Here is a 25,427-nt window from a genome sequence, read left to right on the forward strand (position 1 = left end):
CCCGCCTACATCTGGTAGTAGGTGTAAACCCTAGGAAGTGCCAACTATTACTGAAAAGCGACCTCCGCGAAGCTCCGCAGCTTGCGGCTGTGCAGCCGGGTCGAACCCTGCTCGCGAAGGATGTCGATGGCCCGCATGCCGATGCGCAGGTGCTGCTCCACGCGCTCGCGGTAGAAGTGGTTGGCCATGCCCGGCAGCTTGATCTCGCCATGCAGCGGCTTGTCGCTCACGCACAGCAAGGTGCCGTAGGGCACGCGAAAGCGGAAGCCGTTGGCCGCGATGGTGGCGCTTTCCATGTCGAGCGCCACGGCCCGGCTCTGGCTGAAGCGGCGCTGCGGCTGGTTGCCCGGCAGCAGCTCCCAGTTGCGGTTGTCGGTGCTCGCCACCGTGCCGGTGCGCATGATCTTCTTCAGGTCGGGGCCGGTGTAGCGCGTGACGTCGGCCACCGCCTTTTCCAGCGCGAGCTGGATTTCCGAGAGTGCCGGGATCGGCACCCACAGCGGCAGCTCCTCGTCGAGCACGTGGTCCTCGCGCACGTAGGCATGCGCCAGCACGTAGTCGCCGAGCTGCTGCGCGTTGCGCAGGCCCGCGCAGTGGCCCAGCATCATCCAGGCATGCGGGCGCAGCACGGCGATGTGGTCGGTGATGGTCTTGGCATTGGCCGGGCCGACGCCGATGTTCACCATGCTGATGCCGCTGCAGTCCTCGCGCACCAGGTGGTAGGCCGGCATCTGCGGCAGGCGCGGCGGCGCCGTGCCCTGGCTGCCGTCGAGCAGGCCGCCATAGCTGGTGCTGGCGCCGGCGGCCAGCCCGCGCCGGCGCGTGACCACGTTGCCGGGCTCGATGAAGGCGACGTACTCGCTCTTCTCATCGGCCATGGCCTCGTGGCCCAGGCGCACGAACTCGTCGATGTAAAACTGGTAGTTGGTGAACAGCACGAAGTTCTGGAACCACTCGGGCGCGGTGCCGGTGTAGTGCCGCAGCCGGTGCAGCGAGTAGTCCACGCGCGCGGCCGTGAAGAGCGACAGCGGCTGCGCCTCGCCCGCCAGCGCCTCGTAGGTGCCGTTGGCGATGCCGTCGTCCATCACGCCCAGGTCGGGCAGGTCGAACACGTCGCGCATCAGCGCGCGCCGCTCCTCGCTCATCGTGCCTTCGATGTGGTCGTTCTCGGCAAAGGAGAAGTGGATGGGAATCGGCTGCGTGCTGGTGCCCACCTCGATCTCGACCTGGTGGTTTTCCAGCAGCAGGCGGAACTGGTCGAGGTAGTAGCGCGAGAACAGGTCGGGCCGCGTCAGCGTGGTCTCGTAGCGGCCGGGCCCGGCGACGAAGCCGTAGCTCAGCCCCGCGTTGGCCGGCGGCGTGTGGCGCGAGACGGTATGCGTGTGCACCCGCACGAAGGGGTAGCAGGCCCGCACCCGGCCCGGCAGCGCCTCCCCGGCCACGAAGCGCAGCATCGATTCGCGCAGATGCGCCAGGCCGCCCTGGTAGATGGACTTGACCTGTTCGAGCGCGGCGGCGGCGTCGTTGAAGCGGGCGGGGGCGACGAAAGTGGGCATGTAGGGCATGACGGCATTGTGCAATGCGGCCGTGCCGGCTGCTGCCCCCGCAACCGGCTCAGGCGAGAAGACAGGCCAGCACCTTGGCGAGCATGTCGTCCACATCCGCAGCCTGCACCGCGCCCGGCAGTTCGACGTCGCCATGCATCACGAACACCGGCTTGCCCCACTTGAGCCCCATCGCCATTTCCGACAGCGTGCCCATGTTGCCGCCGATGGCGACCAGGCACACGCCGCTGCGCGCGATGATGCCGTTGCGCATCTCGCCCATGCCGGTGGGAATGGCCACGCTGAGCCATTCGTTGGCATTGCGGTCGTCGTCCTCGGGCAGGATGCCCACGGCAATGCCGCCGGCCTCGGCGGCGCCGCGCGAGGCCGCGGCCATCACGCCGCCGCGTCCGCCGCAGACCACCGCCATGCCAGCACCGGCCAGCGCATGCGCCACGGCGTAGGCCGCCTCGCATTCGGCCGGGCCGCCGTCGCCGGGGCCGAGGATGGCCACCGGCTGGCGGTGGCGCGCCGGTCCCTGTTGCTTCTGCGCCAGGCGCGCCAGCGCCTCAATGACCGGCGCCGGCCGCACCGCGCTCGCGCCTTCGCGTAAGGACATCGCCCACTCCCATCACGATCACACACACCACCATCAGCACCAGCGACAAGGCCGCTGCCACCGCAAAATCCGAACCGCCGTCGCCCACCTGCGCGAACAGCATCAGCGGCAGGATGTTGAGCTGCGTGCCCACCAGCGCCAACGCCGTGCCATAGGTGCCCATGGCGATCGCGGCCACCATGCAGGCGTTCGACAGCACCGAGGGCATCACCTCGGGCAGCACCGTATCCCGGAAGGCCCGCGCCCGCGAGGCGCCCAGCGTGCGCGCCGCCTGCGCCGGGCGCAGGTCGAGGTTGGCGAACACCGGGTACAGCGACAGCGCCACGCGCGGGATCAGGTAGTACGCATATGCAAAACCCAGGCCCGACACGCTGTAGATCCAGCTGCCGAGCGCGGCCGGGTCCGCACCCAGGCCGGCCAGCAGCTGCGTCACGAAGCCCGCGCGCCCGAAGGCCAGGATGAAGCCGTAGGCGATCACGAGGCCCGAGAAGGCCAGCGGCAAGCCCAGCAGGGTCATCATCCACTGGCGCCGGCCCTCGGGCTGGCGCGCGAGTTCGATCGCGATGCAGGTGCCCACCAGCGCCGAGATCGCGCCCGCCGCGAGGCCCAGGCCCAGCGTGTTGCGCAGCGCGCCCAGGAACAGCGGGTTGCCGAACAGCCGCCCGAAGGCACTGCCGCCGTCGCCGAAGGCCTCGGGCAGCAGCGCCGCCAGCGGCACCGCGAAGAACAGCGCCATGAAGGCCCAGGCCGGCCAGGCGCCAAAGCGTCGCATGGCGGCCTACTTGCCCAGTGCGGCCTGCGCCCAGAGCTTGTCGACTTCGGCCTTGCGTTCCGAGGCCTTCACCACGTCGAGCGGACGGATCTGCGGCGCGGCCGGCATCTTGGCCGCGACATCGGCGGAGAGCGGCGTGCCCGGCACGGCAGGCCGCACGAAGCCCTGCGCGAACAGCGACTGGCCGGCCTCGCTCATGATGAAGTTGAGCCACAGCTTGCCGGCATTGGGGTTGGGGCCGTTCTTCACGAGGCTGATCGCATAGGGCGCGGCCACGCTCGCTTCCTTCGGGATCACGACCTCCACCGCGTCGCCCATGCCGTCGACGTGCTTGGCCTTGAGGCCATCGTTCTCGTAGCTGATCCAGACCGGGATCTCGCCCTTGAGGAACTTGGCGTACGGCGTCGTGCCTTCCACGCGCAGCACGTTGCCGGCCGCATGCAGCTTGCCGAGGTAGTCCGTGCCGGGCTGTACGTTGTCGACGCTGCCGCCGTTGGCATAGGCCGCGGCAAAGGTCAGCACCTGGCCGATGCCGGTGGAGCGCGGGTCGAGGTAGACCACCGTGCTCTTGAACTCGGGCTTGAGCAGGTCGGCCCAGCCGGTGGGCACGCTCTTCACCAGCTTCTTGTTGACCAGGAAGGCGATGTTGAGCGTGTGGATGGTGAACCAGCGGCCCTCGGCCTCGCGGAACACCGGCGGCAGCTTGTCGAAGTTCACGGGCTTGAAGGGCGCGACCACGTCCTTCTTCGCGGCGTCGACGGCGGAGGCCGCGAAGTAGTAGGCGGTGTCGGCCTGCGGGCGGCGCTTGGTCTTTTCGAGTGCGACCACGGTGGCGGCGGAGCCGATGTCGTTGTAGGTCAGCTCGATCTCGGGGTAGCGCTTCTTGAAGTCGCGGAACAGCGATTTCCAGTTGGCCCACTCGGGGCCGGTGTCGAAGGAGACGCACAGGCCTTCCTTCTGCGCCTCGGCGTACAGCGCCTTCTCGCCAGCGTAGAGCTCCGGGCCGTCGAAGGCGAAGGCGGTGCGGGCCGCGAGGGAGGCCAATGACAGTGCGGGCAGTGCGCCGGCGGCCTGGATCAGATGTCTGCGTTGCATGGGGTGGCTCCTTGGAGGGGAAAAAAGGTCAGTGGTCGAGCAGGCGAAGGTGTTCGGGCGCGATGGCAATCGCTTCGGCGGCGGGCGTCGCCGATTCGGCGAGGAAGGGCTTGCCCGCACCCGCCACCTCGAAGTCGTAGCGCGTGAGCGCGCCCAGGTAGCGCTGCGCGCCGGTGCGGCCCGCGAGGCGGTTGATGCTGCCGGCCGGCGGATCGGCCTGGATGTGCTCGGGCCGCACCAGCACATGCACCGCGCTGCCGGCCGTGCGGCCGCCCGTGGGTGCGGCGAGCTCGGCAAAGCCGAGGTCCAGCCGGTCCGGCGCGCCGACATTCGCGGGCAGGATCGTCGAGAGCCCGACGAACTCCGCCACCGCGCGGCTCGCGGGGTTCTCGTAGATCTCGCGCGGCGTCGCGATCTGCAGCAGCCGGCCGTCCTTGAGCATGGCCACGCGGTCGGCCATCACGAGCGCCTCTTCCTGGTCGTGCGTGACCAGCAGCGTGGTGGCGTCGAAGCGCTGCTGGATCGAGCGGATCTGGTCGCGCAGGTGGCCGCGCACGCTGGCGTCGAGGGCCGAGAGCGGCTCGTCGAGCAGCAGCGCGCGCGGGTCGATGGCGAGCGCGCGCGCCAGGGCCACGCGCTGCTGCTGGCCGCCCGAGAGCTGCGCGACGGCGCGCTGCGCGTATTCGCCCAGTCCCACCACGTCGAGCAGCTCCTGCGCGCGCTTGCGGCGCTCGACCGCAGCCACCTTGCGCAGCTTGAGCCCGTAGGCCACGTTGTCGAGCACGCTCAAATGCGGGAACAGCGCATAGCTCTGGAACACCATGCCGATGTGGCGCTGGTGCACCGGCGTGCGCGACATGTCTTCGCCGTCGAGCGCGATGCGGCCGGTGTGGCCGGTTTCCAGGCCCGACACCAGCTTGAGCAGGGTCGACTTGCCCGAGCCGCTCGGCCCGATCACCGCCACCAGCTCGCCGGTGCGCACATCGAGCGACACCTCGTGCAGGCCGTGCGTGCTGCCCGGGTAGTTGTAGCTAACGTTGTCGAGGAGGAGGCTCATGCGCGCTGCTTCACAAGGGAGGAAGAAAGAAGGGCCGACGCGCTCGCCAGCACCAGCAGGATCACCGTGGCCGCACAGGCGAAACCCGTCGCGCCGTAGAAGGCCTGCAGCAGCACCACCGGGTAGGTGCGGTTCTGGAAGCTCGTGAGCAGGTTCGACACGCCGAACTCGCCCACCGAAATGGCGGCCACCATCACCAGCCCGCTGATCAGGCTCTGCCGCAGGCTGGGCAGCACGATGCCGGTGAACTGCTGCCAGCCCGAGGCGCCGAGCGTCGCGGCCGCCTGCTCCAGCCGGCCCAGGTCCAGGTGGCGCAGGTCGGCCAGCAGCGTGTTGGTGAGGTAGGGCAGCGTGAGGATCGCGTGCGCCGCGATCAAGAGCGGCATCGAACCCAGCCATGGCGCGAGGTCGGTGTTGAACACGATCATGTAGCCGAAGGCCAGCGTGATGGCGGGCACCGCGATCGGCATGGCGCTCACGATGCGCGCCGCCAGGCTGCTGCCGCGCCCAGCGCCGTGGTACAGCGCATAGGCCAGCGGCAGCGCCAGCACGGTGTTGATCGCGCAGGCCGACATGGCCACCACCAGGCTGCTCACGAAGGCCTTGCGAAATGAGCTGTCGAGCCAGAGGTCGAGGTACCACTGCCCGGTGATGCCCGTGGGCAGCAGCGTGTTGGTCCAGTTGCCGCCGAAGCTGCCGACCAGCAGCAGGGCGATCGGCAGCAGCAGGTACAGGCCGTAGATGAGCGAGATGCCGCGAACCAAGTGGATGTCTCCCGATGTCTTGTGCAGCCGGCATACTTTCCGGGTGCGCTACTTTTTCGCGCACGGCCAGTTGCCGCGCTCCAGCGAATTCTAGGAAGCACATGCGTACTTATGGGTGAAAGCTGGATGACGACGCTTGAGCAATCGGAAAGTGTTTTTCACGGAGCTTTCATCAACCGGAGCCATGCATGAAGCGCGACTGCCCCACCATCCAGGAACTGCTGGCCTTCGACGCCGTGGCGCGCCACCAGAGCATCACGCTCGCGGCCGGCGCCCTGTGCATCACGGTGAGCGCGGTCAGCAAGCAGATCGCGGGGCTCGAGGCCTTCCTGGGCCGCGAGCTGCTGCAGAAGAACGGCCGCGGCGTGCAGCTCACGCCGCAGGGGCGGGTGTACTGGCAGAAGATCTCGGGCGGGCTGCGCGCCATCGAGACCGCGACCTTCGAGGCGCGCTCGGGCGATGCCGGCGCCGGTCTGCTAACGCTCGCGAGCGTGCCCACCTTCCTCACCAAGTGGCTCATCCCGCGCCTGCCGGCCTTCAGCCAGAAGAGCCGCCATGTGATGCTGAGCTTCAGCCGCCACCTGGAGCCCAGCGACGGCATCCCGGCCGGCGTCGATGCCGCCATTCGCTACGGCCCCGACGGCTGGCCCGGCGTGGTGTCCGAATACATCGCGGGCAGGGAATTCGTGCTGATCGCGGCGCGCGCGCTGGTCGAGCAGCGCCACCGCATCGCGCAGCCGGCCGACGTCGTCGCCCACACGCTGCTGCACCATGAGGGCGCGCCCACCGCCTGGCGCCAGTGGGCCTCGCAGCACGGCGTGCCCGAGGTGCAGACCGTGGCCGGGCCGCGCTTCGCGCAGTATTCGGCGCTGATCCAGGCGGCCCTCAGCGGCCTGGGCATCGGGCTGGTGCCGAAGCTGCTGGTGCAGGAGGAGCTGTCAGAGGGATCGCTGCTGAGCCCCTGCGGCATGCCGGTGCGCGTGGACCAGGGGCACTACCTCTGCTATCGGCCGGACCGGCTCGACCTGCCGGCCTTCGTGGCGTTTCGGGAATGGCTGATGGAGGAGGGCGTGAAATCGCGCGGCACGCAGGCATGAGGCAGCAGGCTTCGCTAATCTCTGTACTCGAACAGTCAGACAACCAAGGAAGCGAAACGATGAAAGTCGCAGTCATGGGCGCCGGCGCAGTCGGCTGCTACTACGGTGCCATGCTGGCGCGCGCGGGCCACGAGGTGGTGCTGATCGGCCGGCCTTCGCACGTGGAGGCGGTTCGTGCGAACGGGCTGCGGCTGGAGACGAAGGCCTTCGACGAGCAGGTGCCGCTCGGCGCCAGTACCGAGCCCAGCGCGGTGCAGGGCGCCCAGCTTGTGCTGTTCTGCGTGAAGTCCACCGACACCGAAGCGGCCGCGGCGCAGATCAAGCCGCATCTCTCGCCCGATGCGCTGGTGCTCACGCTGCAGAACGGCGTCGACAACGACGAGCGGGTGCGCGCGGTGCTGCCGTCCAGCGAGGTGGCCGCCGCCGTGGTCTATGTGGCCACCGAGATGGCCGGCCCCGGCCACGTGAAGCACCACGGCCGCGGCGAGCTGGTGATTGCGCCTTCGCGCCGCAGCGAACAGGTTGCGCAGCAGCTGGTGACCGCCGGCGTGCCCACGCAGATTTCCGGCAACGTGCGCGGCTCGCTCTGGGCCAAGCTGGTGCTGAACTGCGCCTACAACGCGCTGTCGGCCGTGTCGCAGCTGCCCTACGGCGAACTCGTGAAGGGCACGGGCGTGGCCGAGGTGATCCGCGACGTGGTCGCCGAATGCCTGGCCGTGGCCAAGGCCGACGGCGTCGAAATCCCGGGCGATACCGATGCGGCCATCCGCGGCATTGCGCAGTCGATGCCCTCGCAGTATTCATCGACCGCGCAGGACCTCGCACGCGGCAAGCCCAGCGAAATCGACCACCTCAACGGCTTCGTCGTGCGCCGCGGCGAGGCGCTGGGCGTGCCCACGCCCGCCAACCGCGTGCTGTTCGTGATGGTGAAGCTGCTCGAAAACAAGCAGCGCTAGCCCGGCATGGGCTCGCGCATCGTCACGAACTCTTCGGCCGCCGTCGGGTGGATGCCGATGGTGCTGTCGAACAGCGCCTTGGTCGCGCCCGCGCGCATCGCCACGGCAAAGCCCTGCACCACCTCACCCGCATCGGCGCCCACCATGTGCAGGCCGACCACGCGGTCGCTGGCCTTGTCGACCACCAGCTTCATGAAGGTGCGCTCGGTGCGGCCCGACAGCGTGTGGCGCAGCGACTTGAACTCGCTCGAGAACACCGCCACGTCGCCGAACTTCGCGCGCGCGTCGAGCTCGGTGTAGCCGCAGGTGCCGATGTTGGGGTGCGTGAACACGGCCGTCGGAATGAACTCGTAGTCGAGCCGGCGCCGGCCCTTGCCGAACAGTTCATCGACCACCACCATCGCCTCGGCCAGCGCCACCGGCGTGAGCTGCACGCGCGTGGACACATCGCCCACCGCATGGATCGACGGCACCGAGCTGCGGTAGTGCGCATCGACCGCGATGGCGCCGCGCTCGTCGAGCTTGACGCCCGCCGCTTCGAGGCCCAATCCCTGGGTGTTGGGCACGCGGCCGGTCGCAAACAGCACCGTGTCGGCTTCGATCTGCTGGCCGCGCGCGAGCGTGACCGTGAGCCCGTGCGCCCCGCGCGTGATCGAGGTGGCCTCGCAGTTCAGCCGCACCTCGACGCCCGCCTTGCCCATCTCGTTGGCCAGGAACTGCCGCACGTCGTCGTCGAAGCCGGTGAGCAGGTGTGCGCGGCGATGCAGCTGCGTCACCTGGGCGCCCAGGCCGTTGAAGATCGATGCGAACTCGCAGGCGATGTAGCCGCCGCCCACCACCAGCAGGCGCTTGGGAAACGGGTCGAGGTCGAACATCGCGTCGGAGGTGGCGATGTGCTCGCGGCCCGGGATGTCGGGCACGTAGGGCGTGCCGCCGGTGGCCACCAGCAGATGGCGCGCGGTGTGGCGCTTGCCGTCGACCTCGACCGTGTGGCCGTCGAGCAGCTGCGCCCAGCCCGTGACCAGCACGACGCCGGAATTCTTCAACAGCGAGGCATACACGCCGTTGAGCCGCTTGATTTCTTTTGCGCGCTGGTCCTTGAGGTGCGCCCAGTCGAATTGCGGCGCCTGCGGCAGTTGCCAGCCATAGCCCGCGGCTTCCTCGAAGGATTCGGCATAGCCGGCCGCGTAGCTGTAGAGCTTCTTCGGAATGCAGCCCACGTTGACGCAGGTGCCGCCGAGTTCGGCCGCCTCGGCCAAGGCCACGCGTGCGCCTTGCTGGGCCGCCATGCGGGCTGCGCGAACGCCGCCGCTGCCGCCGCCGATGACGAAAAGATCGAAGTCGAATGTGCGCATGGAAAGACGCTCCTTGGCGGCGACTGTAGCCGCCGGCCAAGAGCGCCGCTTGCGGCGGGGCTTGCACGGCGCGGTGGCGCTGCCGCGCCGTGAGACCGGCGTTCAGCGCTGGTCGGGAGAGGTCCAGAGCCGCCGGCGGTCGTCGGCGCCGGACTGGCCCGGTTGCGCAGGGAGGTGCGGCTGGGCCTGAGGTTGAGGCTGCGCTGGAGCTGGTGCGGTGAAGCCGCGTTGCTGCTGCATCGCGCGCACCTGCGCTTCCTGGGCTTGGCGCTGGGCCTGCTGTTGTGCCTGGATCTGCTGCTGCGCCTGGGCGGCGCGTTGCTGCGCCTCCTGCTGCTGGCGCAGCATCTGTTGCTGAGCCAGGGCCTGCTGCTGTGCCGCGCGTTGTTGCTGCTGCATCTGCTGCTGGGCTTGTGCCTGGGCCTGCGCCTGGGCTGCACGCTGCTGCGCCTCCTGCTGTTGCCGCAAAGCCTGTTGCTGCTGTTGCTGGAGCTGCATCTGCTGCTGCTGCCGTTGTTGCCACTGGTCCTGGGCGCCGCGTTGCGGCCATTCCTGCTGCTGGCGCAAGCCCTGCTGGCGCTGCCATTCCATCTGCTGCTGTTGCTGCTGCTGTTGCTGGATCGCCTGCGCCTGCTGCATCTGCTGGGTTCGCCGCGCCTGTTCGTAGCGCAGTTCCTGCTGCTCGCGCGCCATCAGCTGCGTCGGCGGTGCCACCGCGGCCGGCCGGCCGAAGCCGCCGCCGAAGTTGTGCATCGGGATGCCCGGCGCCGGCGCGACCGGCACGCGCGCGAAGCGGTCGTCCGGCAGCCGCACCAGGTCGCGCCGGCCGAAGGGGCCGCGGCCGAAGCGATCGGCCGGCAGCACGGTCACGGCGCCCGCCATCTGCTGGTTGGCATAGAAGCCGTTGCGCAGCTCGGCCTGCCGGTTGCGGTAGGCCGCCATGCGGTTCACCTGGTCGAGGTAGCGCTGGCTCGCACGATAGCCGGGCCGCCATGCCTCGCCGGGGGCCAGCGGGAACCAGCCCACGCCGCTGCGGCCATCGCCGATCTGCAAGGCGGCGTTGGCGCCGCCGCCGCCCACGAAGCCGACCAGCGCGGGCGAATACACGGGCCGTGCGGCCGGCCGTCCCGGCACCCAGGCCCAGCGCGGGCCCACGCGTGCCCAGCGGCCGTAGTGGAAAGGCGCAAAGCCCCAGGGCGCGGCGTCGACCCAGGTCAGGCCCCAGGGCGCGATGTTGACCCACTGGCCGTCGCGGTAGGGCGCCCAGTCGGCGTCCACGCCGCGCGGGAACCAGACGTCGCCGTAGGTCGGGTCGCTCTGCCAGTCGCCGTAGGCGTCGAGCTGCTGGTAGCCCACGACCTCGCGCGACACATAGCGTGCGGAGATCGACTGGTCCTCGATGCGGTTGCGTTCGGCCACCCACGCGTCGAAGCTCCCGCTCTGCGCCGGCGCACCGCCCACCGCGGCCAGGTTGCGGCCCGATACGGTGAGCTGCTGCCGCGCACCCAGCGATTGCGATTCGCCGTTCTCGCCATAGAGCGTGACGCGGCCCGAAGCCACCGCGATCCAGGTGGTGCCGGCCGCCGGGTCGGCCGCCACGCGGTATTCGCCGGGCGCGTCGATCACGACCGCGAGGTTGCCGGTGTCCACCTCGAAACGCTGGCCCGCGAGGTCGTCGCGCACGCGCAGCTGCAGGTTGCCCTGGTTCGCGGTGAGGCGCACGGTGTCGTCGTCGAGTTCGGAGAATTCGACATGCGTCTGTCCGTCCATGCGCAGCGCGGCCGAGCCGATGTGGACTTCGGCGCGCGCATTGCGGTCGGTCCAGAGCCGGTCGCCGGTGGTGATGGGGCGGTTGGGCTGTGCGTCGTACCAGCTGTCTTCGCCGGCCGGCGCGAAGCTCACCGTGCCCTGCTGCAGGTTCAGGCGCGCCACGCGTCCCGGCGGGTCCTGCTGTGCGCTGGCCGCCGCACCGAGGCACAGCAGCGCGAAGCCGAGCAGCCATCGGTGCCATGGCCGGTGAAGATCAGGAAAGGCGGGGCGGTTCATGGGTTTGTCTCTGGTTCCCGGGGCCGGATGAAAGCGTTGGATATGTAACGCGCGAGAATCCGCTGCCGCTGTCAGCGCATGTCCCCTGCTTGGTGAAGCGCACGCACATTCGGCAACCGCTTGTAATCGAGGACTCGGCATGAAAAACAACAAGAACGCCTGTGCACTGGGCGAATTGCGCTACCGAAACAATAGTGCGGCCCGGTGGGCGGCAGCGCTCGCCTGCGCCGCGATGGCCATTGTTGCCGCCGCGCCCGCGGGCGCGCAGCTCGCGCGCAAGCCTTCCTACTACCAGCAGCAGAACAACAAGGCGGCTCCGGAAGGCGCGCAGCCTCCGGCGCGGCCGGCCGCACCCGCGTCGCTGCCGATGCTGCGCAGCCGCGGCGACTTCGACACCCTGGCCCGCGTGTACGACGCCGGCACCCCGATGCAACTGGCCCACGTCCTGTTCGCGGTCGACCGCCATGCGAGGCCGGTGCGCACCTACTACATCGACACGCCGCGCTACCAGCTGCATGTGCGCTTCGTGCGCGAGACCGGGCTCGCGCCGCGCGCGGGCAAGCGCGAGATCGACCGCAACTACCTCGTGCCCGATCGCCGCTTCCTGTTCGGCACGCTGAGCTGGCAGCAGAACATCGGCAGCTTCACCTACGAGTTCTGGGAAGGCGACCGGCTCACGCCCGCGCTGCTGCGCGAGGCCGATGCGCAGGTGAAGGCCAGCTTCTTCGCGTCCGTGAAATTCAAGACCAACTCGACGCTGCATGAACGCATCGCGAACGAGGCGGGCATCGGCTTCGTCAGCCAGGAGGCGCTGATCCGCGAGCAGCCCTACATGCCGATGAACCTGGGCACGGCCACGGGCCGCGTGCGCATCGTGGACGAGGCCTCGGGCGCGAATGCGCTGAACGCGCTGCTGCCCGACGACATTGCCGTGCTGCGCCAGGTGCCGATCGGCCTGCCGCCCGTGGCCGGCGTGCTGACCGAGCGGCCGTCCACCGCGCTGTCGCACGTCAACCTGCTGGCCAAGGGCTGGGGCATTCCCAACGCCTATGTGCGCGATGCCGCGGCCGTGCTGCGCGAGCACGCGGGGCAGTGGGTGGCGCTCAAGGTGGCCGCGTCGGGCTACCAGGTGCGCCGCCTCACGGCGGAAGAGATCGCCGCGCTGCCGCCGCGCGCGGCGCGTGCGGCGGCCACCGGCGCACTGCCGGGCAGCGGCAAGGCCGCGAAGCCGGACCTGCGCGAGACGCGCCTGCTGCCGCTGGCGTCATTGCGCGCCCGGAACAGTGCGCAATGCGGCGCCAAGGCTGCCAACCTCGGCGCCATGCTGGCCGCGCGCATTCCGGGCACGACCGTGCCCGACGGCTTCTGCATTCCGTTCGCGCACTACGACCGCTTCATGCGCGCGAACGGCCTGGCCGGGCGCATCGCCAGCATGCGGCAGCAGCCCGGTTTCGCGGGCGATCCGCAGATCCGGCAGAAGGCATTGGCGCAATTGCGCGACGAGATCGTGCAGTGGCCGGTCGATGCGGCCAGCGCTGCGGCATGGCGGGCCGCATGGCAGGCGCAGCTCGGCGGTGGCGGCGTGTTCGTGCGCAGCTCGTCCAACTCCGAAGACCTGCCCGGCTTCAGTGGCGCGGGGCTCTACACCACCGTGCCCAACGTCAAGACCGGCGACGCGCTCGAACTCGCGGTGAAGAAGGTCTGGGCCTCGGTGTTCAACCCCGAGGCCTGGGAGGCGCGCAGCGCCGCGGGCTTCGGCGCCGAGTCGGTGCTGATGGGCGTGTTCGTGCAGACGGCCATCGATTCCACCAGCGCCGGCGTGATGATCACGCGCGACCCCTTCGACGCCGGCCATCCGCACGCCACCTACATCTCGGCCAAGCGCGGCATCGGCATCCGCGTGGTGGAGGGGCGGCGCGTGGCCGAGCAGGTGATGTATTCGAGCTGGTCCAAAGCGATCCAGGTGCTGAGCCGCTCGGCCGAAGAGACGGCGCTGCAGCTGGACAGGGACGGCGGCGTGAAGGAGGTGCCGGTCGAGGCCGGGCGCAACGTGCTGACCGACGAGCTGGTGGTGCGGCTGGCCACCGTGGGGACGGCCGTGAAGCGCGCGTTCAACGGCGTCGACCAGGACATCGAATGGGCCACGGTGGGCGAGCGCATCGTGCTGCTGCAGGCGCGGCCGTACGTGGAGCGGCGCCGCTGAGCGCCGGCGTTCTCCGTCTGGTTCCGCTCGCAGTGCCGCCGCGGCACCGGCGGCGCCTCATCCATACAGGTACTGTGGCAGCCACAGCGTCAGCCCCGGCCAGATGTACATGAACACCATGCACAGGATCACGATCAGCATGTAGGGCATCATCCCCGCGAAGATCTGGTTGATCGTCACGTGCGGCGGCGACACGCCCTTCAGGTAGAAGGCCGACATCGCCACCGGCGGCGAGAGGAACGCCGCCTGCAGGTTCACGAACACCAGCACGCCGAACAGCAGCGGGTCGATCTGGAAATGCGCGAGCAGCGGCAGGAAGATGGGCACAAAGATCACGATGATCTCGGTCCATTCGAGCGGCCAGCCCAGGATGAAGATGATCGCCTGCGACAGCAGCAGGAACTGCAGCGGGCTGAGGTTCATGCCCAGCACCCATTCCTCGACGATGCGCTGGCCGCCCAGCAGCGCGAACACCGCCGAGAACAGCGCCGAGCCCACGAACAGCCAGCACACCATCGAGGTGGTCTTGAGCGTGAGGAACACGGCCTCCTTGATCTTCTTGAAGTTCAGCGTGCCGGCCTGCCATGCCATCAGGAAGGCGCCGGCCGCGCCCACCGCGGCCGACTCGGTGGCGGTCGTGATGCCGAACAGGATCACGCCCAGCACCACCAGGGTGAGCGTGGCCAGCGGCATCACCGACGACACTAGCATGCGCAGGATCTCGAACTGCTCCGCGTCCATGCGCCAGTAGTACCAGGCCAGCAGCGCGAGCGTGAAGAGGCTGGCCAGCAGGAAGCCGGTGTAGAAGGCCTCGGGCACGGCGGCGGTCTTCGGCGCATCGACCGCTTCGCCGAGCTGCCGCAGGCCGCCCTCGGCCGCCGCGGGGGCCGGGGCTTCGCTGCCGGGAGGCTCCTCGACGCCGCCCGGCGGCTCCTGCAGGCCGCCTTCCGCGGCAGGCTCCTTCGGCGCGTCGGACGCCGGCGGCTCGGCCAGCCCGGTTCCGGAAGAAGCTTCGGGCGCCGCCTGCTGCTGCTGCTGCTGCGCCACCGGCGCGTTGCCGCTGTTGTTGTCCGCCTGCGAGTAGATCGCCACGTACCACCAGACCGATCCCAGCGTCGCGGCCGCGAGCGCCAGCGGCACCAGCGCGCTCAGCAGGCTGCGCAGCAGCATCCACCAGGTGATGCGCACGCCCTCGGCCGCGCCGCGCAGCGCGCGCGCCGGCGACACCACGGCCGCTGCGAGCGCGGGCAGCATGCGCGGCGAATAGCTGGCTGCGATGTGCGCGACCCAGGGTGAGATGGGTGCGCGCTGCTGGTCGGGCGGCAGCTTGGGCGCGACCTTCGGCTGCAGCATGGCCCAGCCGATCACGTAGATCAGGTAGAGAAAGGCGAGGAAGAAGCCCGGGAACATCGCCGCCGCATAGAGCTTGACCACCGACTGCCCGGCCACGGCCGCGTACACGATGATCATCACCGAGGGCGGAATCAGGATGCCGAGCGTGCCTCCCGCCGTGATGACGCCGGCCGCCAGGCGCGTGTCGTAGCCGGCGTTGAGCATCGGCCGCATCGCGATCACGCCCATCAGCACCACCACCGCGCCGACCAGGCCGCTCGCAATGCCCCAGAAGGTGCAGACGATCAGCGTGGTCACCGCGAGCGACCCCGGCACGCGGCGGAAGGCCAGCTGCACGCTGTGGAACATCTTGTCGACCAGCGCGCCGCGCTCCATCACATAGCCCATCAGCACGAACAGCGGGATCGACAGCAGCGTCTCGTTGGTCATGGCGCCGAAGGCGCGCTGCACCATCAGGTCGAAGATCCTGTTGTCCAGCCAGTGCGCGGCGGGATCGTGGAAGGCGATGAAGCCGAAGAACATGCCCAGCCCCATCAGCGTGAACGCCGTGGGAAAACCCAGCATGATCACGACCACGATCAGGCCGAGCATCGAGAGGCCGAGTGCGGGGTCGCTCACTGGGTACCTCCTGCCGTGCCGCTCTTGCGCTGCTGCGCAGCCTGCTCGATGGCCTTGGCCTTGTCGATCACCTCGCGCTTGTCGGCTTCGTCCACATGGGTGCTGCCGGCGAGCTGCTCGCCGACCACGTCCATCTCTTCCGCGTCCTTCAGGCGCGGCGTCCACGCGCCGGTCTTCAGGCACAGCACGCAGCGCACCATCTCGGCAATGCCCTGCAGCAGCAGCACGGCGCCGGCCACCGGAATGACGAACTTGAAGGGATAGAGCGGAATCGGGACGGCATTGAAGGTCTGCTCGCGCATCGCCAGCGATTCGCCGAAGTAGGTCCAGCCCGACCAGGTGAGCGCCACCACGCCGGGCAGGAAGAAGAGGATGAACAGCACCAGGTCGAGCGCGGCCTGCGTGCGCGGCTTCATGCTGCCGTAGAGGAAGTCGCCGCGCACGTGGCCGGCCTGCGAGAGCGTGTAGGCGCCGCCCATCATGAAGAGCGTCCCGTAGAGCATGTTGTTGGCATCGAAGATCCAGGCGGTGGGTGCGTTGAGCGCGTAGCGCTTGAAGACCTCGCCGCACACCAGCAGCATCAGCGCCACGATGAGCCAAGAGAAGGTCTTGCCCACGACCATGCTGAACCGGTCGACGGCGTGGAGGAAGCGTTGGGTGTTCATGTCATGTTGATAGGCAGGACCCATCCGTGGAACACCGTGGAACCGGCTTTGCCGGGCCACAGGTGTTGCTCCCTGCAAGAGGTTTGGCGAAGCGACACGAAGCGCACACCGACCGGTGTCAGCTCTTCTTCTTGCCGAAGTAGTGGTTGTAGGCCATCTTGAAATCGACGCCGTAGTCGTTCTGCCACTGCAGCGCGCGCTCCGCGAACACGCGCTGCGAGTCGAGCACCTTCTTGAACAGCGGGTTCTCTGCGGACTTCTTCTCCACCGTCTTGTCCCAGGCAGCAAGCTGCGCGCGCAGCACCGCGTCGGGCGTCTTGTAGAACTTGATGCCGGCTTTCTTCATGTCGGCATAGTCCTGCGAGTTGCGCTGCACCGCCTTCCAGCTCATGTCGGCACTCGCGGCCTGCACGGCGTAGTCGATGATGGAGCGCAGTTCCTGCGGCAGCGCGCTGTACTTGCCCTTGTTGAACAGCACCTCGAACTGCTCGCCCGACTGGTGGAAGCTCTGCAGCATGCAGTTCTTCACCACGTCGGGAAAGCCGAGCACGCGGTCGCTGGAGGCGTTGTTGAACTCGGCCGCATCGATCAGCCCGCGGTCCAGCGCGGGCACGATCTCGCTGCCGGGCAGCGGGTTCACCGCCGTGCCCATCTCGGTGAACATGTCGACCGCCAGGCCCACGGTGCGGAACTTCAGGCCCTTCATGTCTTCCACCTTGGCCACCGGCTTCTTGAACCAGCCCAGCGGCTGCGTGGGCATGGGGCCGTAGAGGTACGACACCACCTCCATGTTCAGGCTCTTGTAGATTTCGTCGAGCAGCGCCTTGCCGCCGCCGTAGTTGTGCCAGGCCAGCACCGTGTTGGCGTCCATGCCGAAGCCCGGACCCGAACCCCACAGCGCGAGCGCCGAGTTCTTTCCGTAGTGGTAGGCGACCACGCCATGGCCGCCGTCCAGCGTGCCCTTGTTCACCGCTTCGAGCAGCTGGAACGCCGGCACCACCGCACCCGAGGGCAGCACCTCGATCTTGAGGCGGCCGCCCGCCATGTCATTGACCTTCTTCGCGAAGTCCTGCGCATATTCGTGGAAGATGTCCTTGGCCGGCCAGGTGCTCTGGAAGCGCAGGGAGGTGGTCTGGGCCATGCTGACCATCGGCGCCGACATGGCGCCTGCGGCAACGGCGGCACCCTTCAGGAGGTTGCGGCGGCCGGGCGATTTGCTGTCTGTCATCTTGTCTCTCTCCATACAATTTCTGACCGAAGAAACCCTGCCCGCCTTCTTGGCGCGATGTTCGGCAGGCCCATCCGCATCTTTGGCGCGCTGGAATATGTGACAAACAGGGTTTTCACGAACTGGTGAAAAATTCCATCATCCGGCGAGGACGCCGAACAGCGTGAAGACGGCTGTTGCCAGTGAAGTAACCCTATCGATTGGAAGGAATGAAAGAGATGACTGAACCCGTTGGGGAAAAAGGCTATGCCGGCGACGTGACGCCCGAGCAGGCCGCGCAGTGGATGGCCAGCGGCGAGGCCGTGCTGGTCGACGTGCGCACCGACGCCGAGCGCGAATGGGTCGGCTACGTGCCCGGCGCCGTGCCGCTGGCCTGGAAGCAGTGGCCAGGCATGGCGCTCAACCCGGCCTTCGACGGCGGCATCCGCGCGGCGGGCGAGGACGGCAAAAAGAAGCTGGTGCTGCTGTGCCGCAGCGGCGTGCGCTCCATCGCCGCCGCACGGCGCGCCACCGAACTGGGGCTGGAGGCCTACAACATCCTCGAAGGTTTCGAGGGCAATCCGGATGAGAGCGGCCACCGCGGGCAGATCGGCGGCTGGCGCAAGCGCGGGCTGCCCTGGAAGCAGAACTAAACAAAAAGGCCCACCGAAACCAGTGGGCCTTTTTCATTGCAGCTGGCTGAATCAGCTCACAGCACCGGAATGCGCAGCTTCTGCCCCGGATAGATCTTGTCCGGATGGCTCAGCATCGGCTTGTTCGCCTCGAAGATCACGTTGTACTTGTTGGCGTCGCCGTAGTACTTCTTGGAGATGGCCGACAGCGTGTCGCCCTTCACCACGTCGTGGTACTGGGCCGGCGGTGCGGGCGGGGCGACCAGCTTGTTGTCGACGCTCGTCACATTGGCCACGTTGCCCGCGGCCAGCGCGGCTTTTTCGCTGGCTTCCTGCGAAGGCGCCTGGCCGGCCAGGGTCACCACGCCGCTGCTCGCGGTGTAGGTCACTTCCAGGCCCGTGAGCCCGAGATTCTGCGTCTCGATGTAGGTCTTGATGGCCGCCGCGGCCTTGGCGTTGGCATCCGGCTCGGCCGCCTGCGCCGACGATCCGCCGAACAGCTTCTCGCCGGCTTCCTTGATGAAACTGAGCAAACCCATGGTTCTCTCCTTGCGCCTTGGTTGAGGGGAATCGCGAATGTAGCGGCGAAACCGGGCATGGGCGCGTAGGTCCGCGCCGCGTGTGTCAAAGACGTGCCAGCATCGATCACGACAAAGTCGCAATAATCCCGCCCATGGCATCCCCCTTCCTCGCGATCGACATCGGCAATACCCGCCTCAAATGGGCGCTCTACGATGCGGCGCATCCGGGGGCCGCGCTGCAGGCGCATGGGGCGGAGTTCCTCGACCACATCGAGCGGCTGGCCGACGGCCCCTGGGCCGAGCTGCCCGCGCCCGGCTCCATGCTCGGCTGCGTGGTGGCCGGCGACGCGGTGCGCCGCCGCGCCGAGGAGCAGATCGTCGAGCGCTTCGATTGCGCCCCGCGTTGGGTGGTGTCGAGCGCGGCCGAGGCCGGCATCGTCAACGGCTACGACCATCCGACGCGGCTGGGCGCCGACCGCTGGGTGGCGATGATCGGTGCACGCCACCGGATGCTGGACGCGGGGCCGGCGCGGCCGATGGTGGTGGTGATGATCGGCACCGCGGTGACGGTCGAGGCCATCGATGCCGGCGGCAAGTTCCTGGGCGGCCTGATCCTGCCGGGCCACGGCATCATGCTGCGTGCGCTGGAGTCGGGCACGGCCGGCCTGCACGTGCCGACCGGCGAGGTGCGCGAATTCCCCACCAACACCAGCGACGCGCTCACCAGCGGGGGTACCTATGCCATTGCCGGCGCGGTCGAGCGCATGGTGCAGCACGTGCGCTCGCACTGCGGCGCCGAGCCCGCCTGCTACATGACCGGCGGCGCGGGCTGGAAGATGGCGCCCGTGATGAACGGGGACTTCGAGCTGGTCGAAAGCCTGATCATGGACGGCCTGCTGGTGATTGCCCAGGCACGCGGCTGACCCGCCGGCAGCGTCAACGGCCGCTGAAGCGCGCGGGCCGCCGCTCGACGAAGGAACGCACGCCTTCGGCCGCGTCCTCGCTGTTCGACAGCCGCTTCTGTGTCTCGATGAATTCCGAGACGGCCGCGAGCGGTCCTTGTTCGACGGCCTTGATCACGTTGAGCCGCGTGGCCACCACCGCCAGCGGGGCCTGCGCCGCGATGCGCTGCGCAATGGCCAGCGCCGCGTCGAGCTCCTGTCCGGCCGGCACCACCTTCTGCACGAAGTTCAGGCGATAGGCTTCGGCGCTGTCGAACTCGTCGGCCGTGAGCAAATGCAGCATGGCGTTGCCCACCCCCGCGCGCTCGGCCATGCGCAGCGTGGCGCCGCCCGTGGCCATGATGCCGCGCTGCACCTCCATCTGCGAGAAGCGGCAGTTGTCGGCCGCCACCACGATGTCGGCACCCAGCATCAGTTCGATGCCCACCGTGAAGCAGATGCCCTTGACCGCCGCCACCATCGGCTTGGTGCGGCGGCGGTAGCCGGGCAGGCCGAAGTCGTGCGGCTCCACCAGGCCCGCCGGAATCGCCTTCTCGCCGCGCTTCATGTACTCGGTGACCGCCGGCAGGTCGAGCCCGGCCGTGAAGTGGTCGCCGAAGGCATGCAGCACGCCCACGCGCAGCGCCGGGTCGTCGTCGAGCCGGGTGTAGGCCTCGGCCAGCTGCCTGAACATCGGCGGCGTCCAGCCGTTGCGCTTGGCGGGGCGGTTGATGCCGATCAAGAGCACGTGGTCGAGCACCTGGGTGTCGATGCAGCCTTCTGCCGGCGGGGTGGTGGGTGTCGCGGTCATGGCGTTTGTCTCCTTGTTCTTGTCGGACGCCAGATCAGTAGGTGTACACGCCGCGCCCGGTCTTGCGCCCGAGCTGGCCCGCAGCCACCATCTCCTTGAGCAGCGGGCAGGGCCGGTACTTGGAATCGCCGAACTGCTCGAGGTACACCTCCATCACGGCCAGGCACACATCCAGCCCGATCATGTCGGCCAGCGCCAGCGGGCCGATCGGCTGGTTGCAGCCCAGCTTCATGCCGGCGTCGATGTCTTCGGCCGTGGCGATGCCTTCGGACAGCACGAAGAAGGCCTCGTTGATCATCGGCACCAGGATGCGGTTGACCACGAAGCCCGGCGCGTTCTTCACCGTGATCGGCGACTTGCCGAGCTTCTCGGCCAGCGCCTTGACGGCGTCGTGCGTGGCGTCGCTCGTGAGGTAGCCGCGGATCAGCTCCACCAGCGCCATCATCGGCACGGGGTTGAAGAAGTGCATGCCGATGAAGCGGTCGGCGCGCGAGGTGGCGGCCGCGAGCTGGGTGATCGAGATCGAGGAGGTGTTGGAGGCGATGATCACCTCGGGCGCCAGCAGCTCGTCGACCTGCTTGAGGATCTTGAGCTTGAGCGCATGGTTCTCGGTGGCGGCCTCGATCACGAGCTGCGCGCCCTTCAGGTCGTTGTAATCGGTCGAGCCCTTGATCAGCGCGAGCGCGGCAGTCTTCTGCTCGGCCGTGAGCTTTTCCTTCTTGATCAGCCGGTCGAGGCTGCCCGAGATGGTGGCCAGGCCCTTGTCGACCGCCGCCTGGGCGACATCGATCATCACCACGTTGACGCCCGACACCGCGCAGGCCTGCGCGATGCCGTTGCCCATTGTTCCGGCGCCGATGATGCCGACGGTCTGAATCGTCATGAGAAAACTCCTTGAAGAATGAAAGCGAAAAAAGAGGGAGCGGGTGGACGCGCCACCGCGGCAGGAGATCGATTGTGAAGCAGCCCCGCCCGGCCGCCGTTGCCGCGCGTGACACCGGTGGCCCGCGGGTGGCTTACAGTGCTGCGATTGCTTTTTCTTCCCTCTTTTCGACTCCGACCATGACCACCCTCGGCACCCCTCTTTCCCCCTCGGCCACCCGCGTGATGCTGCTGGGCTCCGGCGAACTCGGCAAGGAGGTGCTGATCGCGCTGCAGCGCCTGGGCGTGGAGACCATCGCGGTCGACCGCTACGAGAACGCGCCGGGCCAGCAGGTGGCCCACCATGCGCGCACCATCACCATGAGCGACCCCGAGCAGCTGAAGGCGCTGATCGAGGCCGAGAAGCCGCAGCTCGTGGTGCCCGAGATCGAGGCCATCGCCACGCCGATGCTCCAGCAGCTCGAGGACGCCGGCGTGGTGCGCGTGATTCCCACCGCCCGTGCCGCCCGCCTCACGATGGACCGCGAAGGCATCCGCCGCCTGGCCGCCGAGACGCTGGGCGTGCCCACCAGCCCCTACAAGTTCTGCGACTCGCTGGCCGAGTTGCAGGCGGCCATCGACGCGGGCATCGGCTATCCCTGCATCGTCAAGCCCGTGATGAGCAGCTCCGGCAAGGGCCAGAGCAAGATCGACGGCCCGGCCGACGTGCAGAAGGCCTGGGACTACGCCATGGCCGGCGGCCGCGTGAGCCACGGCCGCGTGATCGTCGAGGGCTTCATCGACTTCGACTACGAGATCACGTTGCTCACGGTGCGCGCCAGGGACGCGGCCGGCGCGGTGCAGACCCGGTTCTGCGAACCCATCGGCCATGTGCAGGTGAGCGGCGACTACGTCGAAAGCTGGCAGCCGCACCCGATGGCGCCGGCCGCGCTGCAGAAGGCGCAGCAGATTGCCGAGGCCGTCACGTCCGACCTGGGAGGCCAGGGCCTGTTCGGCGTCGAGTTGTTCGTGAAGGGCGACGAGGTCTGGTTCAACGAAGTGAGCCCGCGTCCGCACGACACCGGCATGGTGACCATGGCCACGCAATGGCAGAACGAGTTCGAGCTGCATGCGCGCGCCATCCTCGGCCTGCCGGTGGACACCTCGCTCAAGAGCCCCGGTGCCAGCGCCGTGATCTATGGCGGCGTGGATGCTGCCGGCATCGCCTTCGACGGCGTGGCCGAGGCGCTGCAGGTGCCCGGCAGCGACATCCGCCTGTTCGGCAAGCCCGAGAGCTTTGCCAAGCGCCGCATGGGCGTGGCGCTGGTGCATGCGGCCGATACCGGCACGGCCCGCAGGCTGGCCAAGGAAGCCGCAGCGCGCGTGAAGCCGCGCAAGGCTTAGCCAGTTTTCGCAAGCCGCGCCAGGGCGGCGCGGGCATGGTCGGACCGATCCACCGGAGACACCATGCTGCACCCCCAGGCGCGCGCCTTGCTTGACTTCATCGAGGCGCGCGGCATCCCGCCCACGCACACGCTTTCGCCGGCCGAGGCGCGCGCCTTCTATCGCGAGCGCCGCGCCACCACCCAACCCGAGGCCCCGCCGGTCGCCGAAGTCCGCGGACTGGAGGCCGACGGGCCGTACGGCACCATCCCGGTGCGGCTCTACCGCCCGCTGGGTTCCCTGGCCCATGCCGCGCTGCCGGTGCTCGTGTACTTCCACGGCGGCGGCTGGGTCATCGGCGACCTCGACACGCACGACGTGCTGTGCCGCTCGCTTGCCAACGGCGCGGGCTGCGCGGTCGCCTCGATCGACTACCGCATGGGGCCCGAGCACCGCTTCCCGGCTGCCGTCGACGACGTGCTGGCCGCCACCCGCTGGGTGCGCCGCGAAGCCGCCTCGCTCAGCCTCGATGCAAGCCGCCTCGCGGTGGGCGGCGACAGCGCAGGCGGCAACCTCGCCGCGGTGGCGGCCATTGCCGCGCGCGATGCCGGCGACCTGCCGATCGCCTTCCAGCTGCTGGTCTATCCCGCCACCGACATGCGCCGCGGCCATCCCTCGCACCAGGCCAACGGCCAGGGCTACCTGCTGACCCGCGACACGATGGCGTACTTCCACGACCACTACATCGACGACCCCCGGCACGACCTCGACTGGCGCGCGTCGCCGCTGCTGTGCGCCGATCTCTCGGGCCTGCCGCCTGCGTTGGTGCTCACCGCCGGCTACGACCCGCTGCGCGACGAAGGCATGGCCTACGCCGAGGCGCTGACCGCCGCCGGCAACCGCGCCGCATACGTCTGCTTCGAGCGCCAGATCCATGGCTTCATCACCATGGGCAAGGTGCTCGACGAGGCCGACACGGCCGTCGCGCTGTGCTGCGCCGAGCTTCGCCGCGCGCTCGCGCCATAGCGCCAGCAAGCCCTAGGGAAAGTCCCCGCGCAAATGCACGCCGCGCAGCCGGCCCCCGCCGCTACGATCCAGCCAACGCAGCGCCGGTCCCGGGCCGGCGGCGGCCCGATGCAGGAGACAGACACCATGCAGCGAACGAAGGCGGCGCCGCCGGAAAGCGGCGGCGCGCAGCGCGGGGAGCGCCTGATGTGGCTCACGCACCAGCGTGTGTTCTACGCCGGACTGCTCGGGGCCGCGGCCGAGCGCACCATGGGCGGGTACGGGGTGTACGTGTCGCCCGCCGGCGCGCCGCCGAACCGCCTGTGCGTCGGCGGCGGCGCCTGGCAGGCGGGCGAGCTGCTGGTGGTGCCGCCGCAGGTGCCGCACCGCGTGGAAAGCGCGCATCCGCTCATCTTCAACCTGCTGATCGAATCGGAGTCGGTCGATCCCGCGCGGATGCCGGCCTTCATGCAGCACTGCGGGCCGGTCGATGCGCCGGCCTTCGTGCGGCGCATGCGCAACGCCCATGCGCACCTGCTCGCCGCGTCGGGCCGCGGCACGGACTTCGACGGCTTCGATTTCGATGCGCTGTTCTTCGGCGGGCCGCTGGCGCCGCGCGCGCTCGATGCGCGCATCCGCAAGGTGATCGACGCCATCAACGCCGATCCGGCCGCACCCACCTCGGCGGAAGACTGCGCGGCCTCGGTGCACCTGTCGTTCTCGCGCTTCCTGCATCTGTTCAAGCAGGAAACCGGCATGGCGTTTCGCGCCTTCCGCGCCTGGAAGCGCGCGCGCAGCCTGCTGCGCCACGTGCGCCAGGCCAGCACGCTGACCGACATCGCGCTGGACACCGGCTACCCCGACTCGACGCACTTCAGCCATTCGATCCGCCAGGTCTACGGCCTGAAGCCCAGCGACATCCTGGCCGGCTCGCGCCGCCTCGCGCTGCACGACGCAGCCGGCGGCTTCAGGCAGTAGCCGCAAGAAGAGGCCCCATGCAGATCCTCCAACTCCTGCTGTCGGGCATTGCACAAGGTTGCATCTATGGGCTGATCGCGCTGGGCTTCGTGCTGATCTACAAGGCCACCGAAACCGTGAGCTTCGCGCAGGGCGACCTGATGATGCTCGGCGCCTTCGGCGCGTTTGCCGGCATGTCGCTGTTCGGGATGCCGTTCTGGCTCGCGGCCCTGCTCGCGGTGGTGGCGATGACGGCCTTCGGCGTGCTGCTCGAACTGGTGGTGATCCGCCCGATCCTCGGGCAGCCGCAATTCTCGATCGTGATGCTCACCATCGGCATCGCCTACGTGGCGCGCGGGCTCATCACCATGGTGCCGGGCATCGGCACCGACACCCACACGCTGCCCGTGCCCTACAAGGACCAGATCTGGAAGCTGGGCGGGCTGGTGGTCAACCTCGAGCAGCTCGCGATCATCATCGCCACGGCCATCCTCTGCGGCCTGCTGTTCGCGATGTTCCGCTACAGCAAGCTCGGCATCGCGATGCAGGCCTCGTCGCAGAATCAGCTCGCGGCGTACTACATGGGCATTCCGGTGAAGCGCTTGAACGGATTGGTGTGGGGGCTCGCGGCGGCGGTCGCGGCCATTGCCGGCATGCTGCTCGCGCCCATCACCTTCGTGCACGCGAACATGGGCTTCATCGGACTCAAGGCCTTTCCGGCCGCGGTGGTGGGCGGCTTCGGCAGCCTGCCGGGCGCCATCGTCGGCGGGCTGGTGATCGGCATCGTCGAATCGTTCGCGGGCTTCTACCTGCCCGACGGCTTCAAGGACACGGCGCCGTACATCGTGGTGCTGCTGATGCTCATGATCAAGCCGAACGGTCTCTTTGGCGAGAAGCTGCGCAAGAAGGTGTAGAAGCATGTGCCCCCACGCTCGTCACTTCGTGTACTCGCTGCCCCCCGAGGG

General features: G+C 68.8%; 23 protein-coding genes. 9 read left to right on the forward strand and 14 right to left on the reverse strand.

The window, feature by feature from the left end; translation table 11 throughout:
- Positions 1-47: 47 nt before the first annotated feature.
- From FB547_RS02975 to FB547_RS03000, 6 genes are read right to left on the reverse strand one after another with little or no spacing between them, the layout of a single operon-like run.
- The gene (locus FB547_RS02975) at positions 48-1,565 is read right to left on the reverse strand and encodes an AMP nucleosidase (protein ID WP_145739517.1); all 1,518 of its coding nucleotides are present in this window, start codon (positions 1,563-1,565) and stop codon (positions 48-50) included.
- Positions 1,566-1,614: 49 nt separating this feature from the next.
- A complete protein-coding gene (locus tag FB547_RS02980) occupies positions 1,615-2,163 on the reverse strand; it encodes a TIGR00725 family protein (RefSeq protein ID WP_145739519.1) in 549 nt (182 codons plus the stop codon).
- A complete protein-coding gene (locus FB547_RS02985; RefSeq protein WP_145739522.1) occupies positions 2,114-2,935 on the reverse strand; it encodes an ABC transporter permease in 822 nt (273 codons plus the stop codon). Before FB547_RS02985 ends, FB547_RS02980 begins: the two co-directional genes overlap by 50 nt.
- Positions 2,936-2,941: 6 nt before the next feature.
- The gene (locus FB547_RS02990; protein WP_145739524.1) at positions 2,942-4,030 is read right to left on the reverse strand and encodes an extracellular solute-binding protein; all 1,089 of its coding nucleotides are present in this window, start codon (positions 4,028-4,030) and stop codon (positions 2,942-2,944) included.
- Between the two features lie 28 nt (positions 4,031-4,058).
- Positions 4,059-5,087: an ABC transporter ATP-binding protein gene (locus FB547_RS02995; protein ID WP_145739526.1), complete on the reverse strand. Its 1,029-nt coding sequence runs from the start codon at positions 5,085-5,087 to the stop codon at positions 4,059-4,061.
- Positions 5,084-5,851 carry an ABC transporter permease gene (locus FB547_RS03000; RefSeq protein WP_145739527.1) on the reverse strand — a complete coding sequence of 256 codons (768 nt, stop codon included), beginning with the start codon at positions 5,849-5,851 and terminating at the stop codon, positions 5,084-5,086. The genes FB547_RS02995 and FB547_RS03000 overlap by 4 nt, the downstream gene beginning before the upstream one ends.
- A gap of 188 nt (positions 5,852-6,039) precedes the next feature.
- Here FB547_RS03000 and FB547_RS03005 point away from each other — a divergent pair, with 188 nt between their 5' ends.
- Positions 6,040-6,948, forward strand: coding sequence for a LysR substrate-binding domain-containing protein (locus FB547_RS03005; RefSeq protein ID WP_145739529.1), 909 nt, complete (start codon positions 6,040-6,042; stop codon positions 6,946-6,948).
- Positions 6,949-7,007: 59 nt separating this feature from the next.
- Positions 7,008-7,904, forward strand: coding sequence for a ketopantoate reductase family protein (locus FB547_RS03010; RefSeq protein ID WP_145739531.1), 897 nt, complete (start codon positions 7,008-7,010; stop codon positions 7,902-7,904).
- On the opposite strand, the gene gorA is transcribed toward FB547_RS03010, so the two are convergent.
- Together gorA and FB547_RS03020 are read right to left on the reverse strand one after the other, a co-directional pair.
- A complete protein-coding gene (gene gorA, locus FB547_RS03015; protein WP_145739533.1) occupies positions 7,901-9,259 on the reverse strand; it encodes a glutathione-disulfide reductase in 1,359 nt (452 codons plus the stop codon). The genes FB547_RS03010 and gorA overlap by 4 nt on opposite strands.
- Positions 9,260-9,361: 102 nt before the next feature.
- Positions 9,362-11,305: a DUF6600 domain-containing protein gene (locus FB547_RS03020; protein ID WP_145739535.1), complete on the reverse strand. Its 1,944-nt coding sequence runs from the start codon at positions 11,303-11,305 to the stop codon at positions 9,362-9,364.
- 139 nt (positions 11,306-11,444) lie between these two features.
- Here FB547_RS03020 and FB547_RS03025 point away from each other — a divergent pair, with 139 nt between their 5' ends.
- Positions 11,445-13,508: a PEP/pyruvate-binding domain-containing protein gene (locus tag FB547_RS03025; protein WP_145739537.1), complete on the forward strand. Its 2,064-nt coding sequence runs from the start codon at positions 11,445-11,447 to the stop codon at positions 13,506-13,508.
- 57 nt (positions 13,509-13,565) lie between these two features.
- Here the strand turns inward: FB547_RS03025 and FB547_RS03030 are convergent, their stop codons facing one another.
- From FB547_RS03030 to FB547_RS03040, 3 genes are all read right to left on the reverse strand, one after another.
- Positions 13,566-15,479, reverse strand: a complete 1,914-nt coding sequence (locus FB547_RS03030; protein ID WP_145739539.1) for a TRAP transporter large permease subunit — start codon at positions 15,477-15,479, stop codon at positions 13,566-13,568.
- Positions 15,476-16,144 (reverse strand): TRAP transporter small permease subunit, encoded by a 669-nt coding sequence (locus FB547_RS03035; RefSeq protein WP_145739541.1) that lies wholly within the window; start codon positions 16,142-16,144, stop codon positions 15,476-15,478. The genes FB547_RS03030 and FB547_RS03035 overlap by 4 nt, the downstream gene beginning before the upstream one ends.
- 118 nt (positions 16,145-16,262) lie before the next feature.
- Complete coding sequence (locus tag FB547_RS03040) at positions 16,263-17,372, reverse strand: TRAP transporter substrate-binding protein (RefSeq protein ID WP_145739543.1); 1,110 nt, start codon at positions 17,370-17,372, stop codon at positions 16,263-16,265.
- A gap of 218 nt (positions 17,373-17,590) precedes the next feature.
- Between FB547_RS03040 and FB547_RS03045 the strand changes: the two genes are divergently transcribed.
- Positions 17,591-18,004, forward strand: a complete 414-nt coding sequence (locus FB547_RS03045; RefSeq protein ID WP_145739544.1) for a rhodanese-like domain-containing protein — start codon at positions 17,591-17,593, stop codon at positions 18,002-18,004.
- A 56-nt stretch (positions 18,005-18,060) separates the two neighbouring features.
- On the opposite strand, the gene lysM is transcribed toward FB547_RS03045, so the two are convergent.
- Entirely contained in the window at positions 18,061-18,522 is a 462-nt protein-coding gene (gene lysM, locus FB547_RS03050) for a peptidoglycan-binding protein LysM (protein WP_145739546.1), read from the reverse strand.
- 134 nt (positions 18,523-18,656) lie between these two features.
- Here lysM and FB547_RS03055 point away from each other — a divergent pair, with 134 nt between their 5' ends.
- A complete protein-coding gene (locus FB547_RS03055; RefSeq protein WP_145739548.1) occupies positions 18,657-19,427 on the forward strand; it encodes a type III pantothenate kinase in 771 nt (256 codons plus the stop codon).
- A gap of 13 nt (positions 19,428-19,440) precedes the next feature.
- On the opposite strand, the gene FB547_RS03060 is transcribed toward FB547_RS03055, so the two are convergent.
- Both FB547_RS03060 and FB547_RS03065 read right to left on the reverse strand, forming a co-directional pair.
- Complete coding sequence (locus tag FB547_RS03060; RefSeq protein WP_145739550.1) at positions 19,441-20,256, reverse strand: crotonase/enoyl-CoA hydratase family protein; 816 nt, start codon at positions 20,254-20,256, stop codon at positions 19,441-19,443.
- Positions 20,257-20,290: 34 nt separating this feature from the next.
- On the reverse strand, positions 20,291-21,139 hold the full coding sequence (locus FB547_RS03065) for a 3-hydroxybutyryl-CoA dehydrogenase (protein WP_145739552.1): 849 nt from the start codon (positions 21,137-21,139) through the stop codon (positions 20,291-20,293).
- Positions 21,140-21,318: 179 nt separating this feature from the next.
- Between FB547_RS03065 and purT the strand changes: the two genes are divergently transcribed.
- The 4 genes from purT (at position 21,319) to FB547_RS03085 (ending at position 25,376) form a co-directional block, all read left to right on the forward strand.
- Positions 21,319-22,521 carry a formate-dependent phosphoribosylglycinamide formyltransferase gene (purT, locus tag FB547_RS03070; protein WP_145739554.1) on the forward strand — a complete coding sequence of 401 codons (1,203 nt, stop codon included), beginning with the start codon at positions 21,319-21,321 and terminating at the stop codon, positions 22,519-22,521.
- 63 nt (positions 22,522-22,584) lie between these two features.
- Positions 22,585-23,526 (forward strand): alpha/beta hydrolase, encoded by a 942-nt coding sequence (locus FB547_RS03075; RefSeq protein ID WP_145739556.1) that lies wholly within the window; start codon positions 22,585-22,587, stop codon positions 23,524-23,526.
- Between the two features lie 126 nt (positions 23,527-23,652).
- Complete coding sequence (locus FB547_RS03080; protein ID WP_145739558.1) at positions 23,653-24,483, forward strand: helix-turn-helix transcriptional regulator; 831 nt, start codon at positions 23,653-23,655, stop codon at positions 24,481-24,483.
- A gap of 17 nt (positions 24,484-24,500) precedes the next feature.
- The gene (locus tag FB547_RS03085) at positions 24,501-25,376 is read left to right on the forward strand and encodes a branched-chain amino acid ABC transporter permease (RefSeq protein WP_145739559.1); all 876 of its coding nucleotides are present in this window, start codon (positions 24,501-24,503) and stop codon (positions 25,374-25,376) included.
- Positions 25,377-25,427: the final 51 nt, after the last annotated feature.

This window comes from Variovorax beijingensis, from assembly GCF_007828835.1.
GTDB classification, from domain to species: domain Bacteria; phylum Pseudomonadota; class Gammaproteobacteria; order Burkholderiales; family Burkholderiaceae_C; genus Variovorax; species Variovorax beijingensis_A.

Coding starts and splice junctions, on each gene's coding strand:
- FB547_RS03055 (WP_145739548.1), top strand. CDS start 18,657: ATGGCATCCCCCTTCCTCGCGATCGACATCGGCAATACCCGCCTCAAA.
- FB547_RS03065 (WP_145739552.1), bottom strand. CDS start 21,139: ATGACGATTCAGACCGTCGGCATCATCGGCGCCGGAACAATGGGCAAC.
- gorA (WP_145739533.1), bottom strand. CDS start 9,259: ATGCGCACATTCGACTTCGATCTTTTCGTCATCGGCGGCGGCAGCGGC.
- FB547_RS03080 (WP_145739558.1), top strand. CDS start 23,653: ATGCAGCGAACGAAGGCGGCGCCGCCGGAAAGCGGCGGCGCGCAGCGC.
- FB547_RS03060 (WP_145739550.1), bottom strand. CDS start 20,256: ATGACCGCGACACCCACCACCCCGCCGGCAGAAGGCTGCATCGACACC.
- FB547_RS03020 (WP_145739535.1), bottom strand. CDS start 11,305: ATGAACCGCCCCGCCTTTCCTGATCTTCACCGGCCATGGCACCGATGG.
- FB547_RS02975 (WP_145739517.1), bottom strand. CDS start 1,565: ATGCCCTACATGCCCACTTTCGTCGCCCCCGCCCGCTTCAACGACGCC.
- FB547_RS03035 (WP_145739541.1), bottom strand. CDS start 16,144: ATGAACACCCAACGCTTCCTCCACGCCGTCGACCGGTTCAGCATGGTC.
- FB547_RS03005 (WP_145739529.1), top strand. CDS start 6,040: ATGAAGCGCGACTGCCCCACCATCCAGGAACTGCTGGCCTTCGACGCC.
- lysM (WP_145739546.1), bottom strand. CDS start 18,522: ATGGGTTTGCTCAGTTTCATCAAGGAAGCCGGCGAGAAGCTGTTCGGC.
- FB547_RS03085 (WP_145739559.1), top strand. CDS start 24,501: ATGCAGATCCTCCAACTCCTGCTGTCGGGCATTGCACAAGGTTGCATC.
- FB547_RS03010 (WP_145739531.1), top strand. CDS start 7,008: ATGAAAGTCGCAGTCATGGGCGCCGGCGCAGTCGGCTGCTACTACGGT.
- purT (WP_145739554.1), top strand. CDS start 21,319: ATGACCACCCTCGGCACCCCTCTTTCCCCCTCGGCCACCCGCGTGATG.
- FB547_RS03040 (WP_145739543.1), bottom strand. CDS start 17,372: ATGACAGACAGCAAATCGCCCGGCCGCCGCAACCTCCTGAAGGGTGCC.
- FB547_RS02985 (WP_145739522.1), bottom strand. CDS start 2,935: ATGCGACGCTTTGGCGCCTGGCCGGCCTGGGCCTTCATGGCGCTGTTC.
- FB547_RS02995 (WP_145739526.1), bottom strand. CDS start 5,087: ATGAGCCTCCTCCTCGACAACGTTAGCTACAACTACCCGGGCAGCACG.
- FB547_RS03075 (WP_145739556.1), top strand. CDS start 22,585: ATGCTGCACCCCCAGGCGCGCGCCTTGCTTGACTTCATCGAGGCGCGC.
- FB547_RS03025 (WP_145739537.1), top strand. CDS start 11,445: ATGAAAAACAACAAGAACGCCTGTGCACTGGGCGAATTGCGCTACCGA.
- FB547_RS03045 (WP_145739544.1), top strand. CDS start 17,591: ATGACTGAACCCGTTGGGGAAAAAGGCTATGCCGGCGACGTGACGCCC.
- FB547_RS02980 (WP_145739519.1), bottom strand. CDS start 2,163: ATGTCCTTACGCGAAGGCGCGAGCGCGGTGCGGCCGGCGCCGGTCATT.
- FB547_RS02990 (WP_145739524.1), bottom strand. CDS start 4,030: ATGCAACGCAGACATCTGATCCAGGCCGCCGGCGCACTGCCCGCACTG.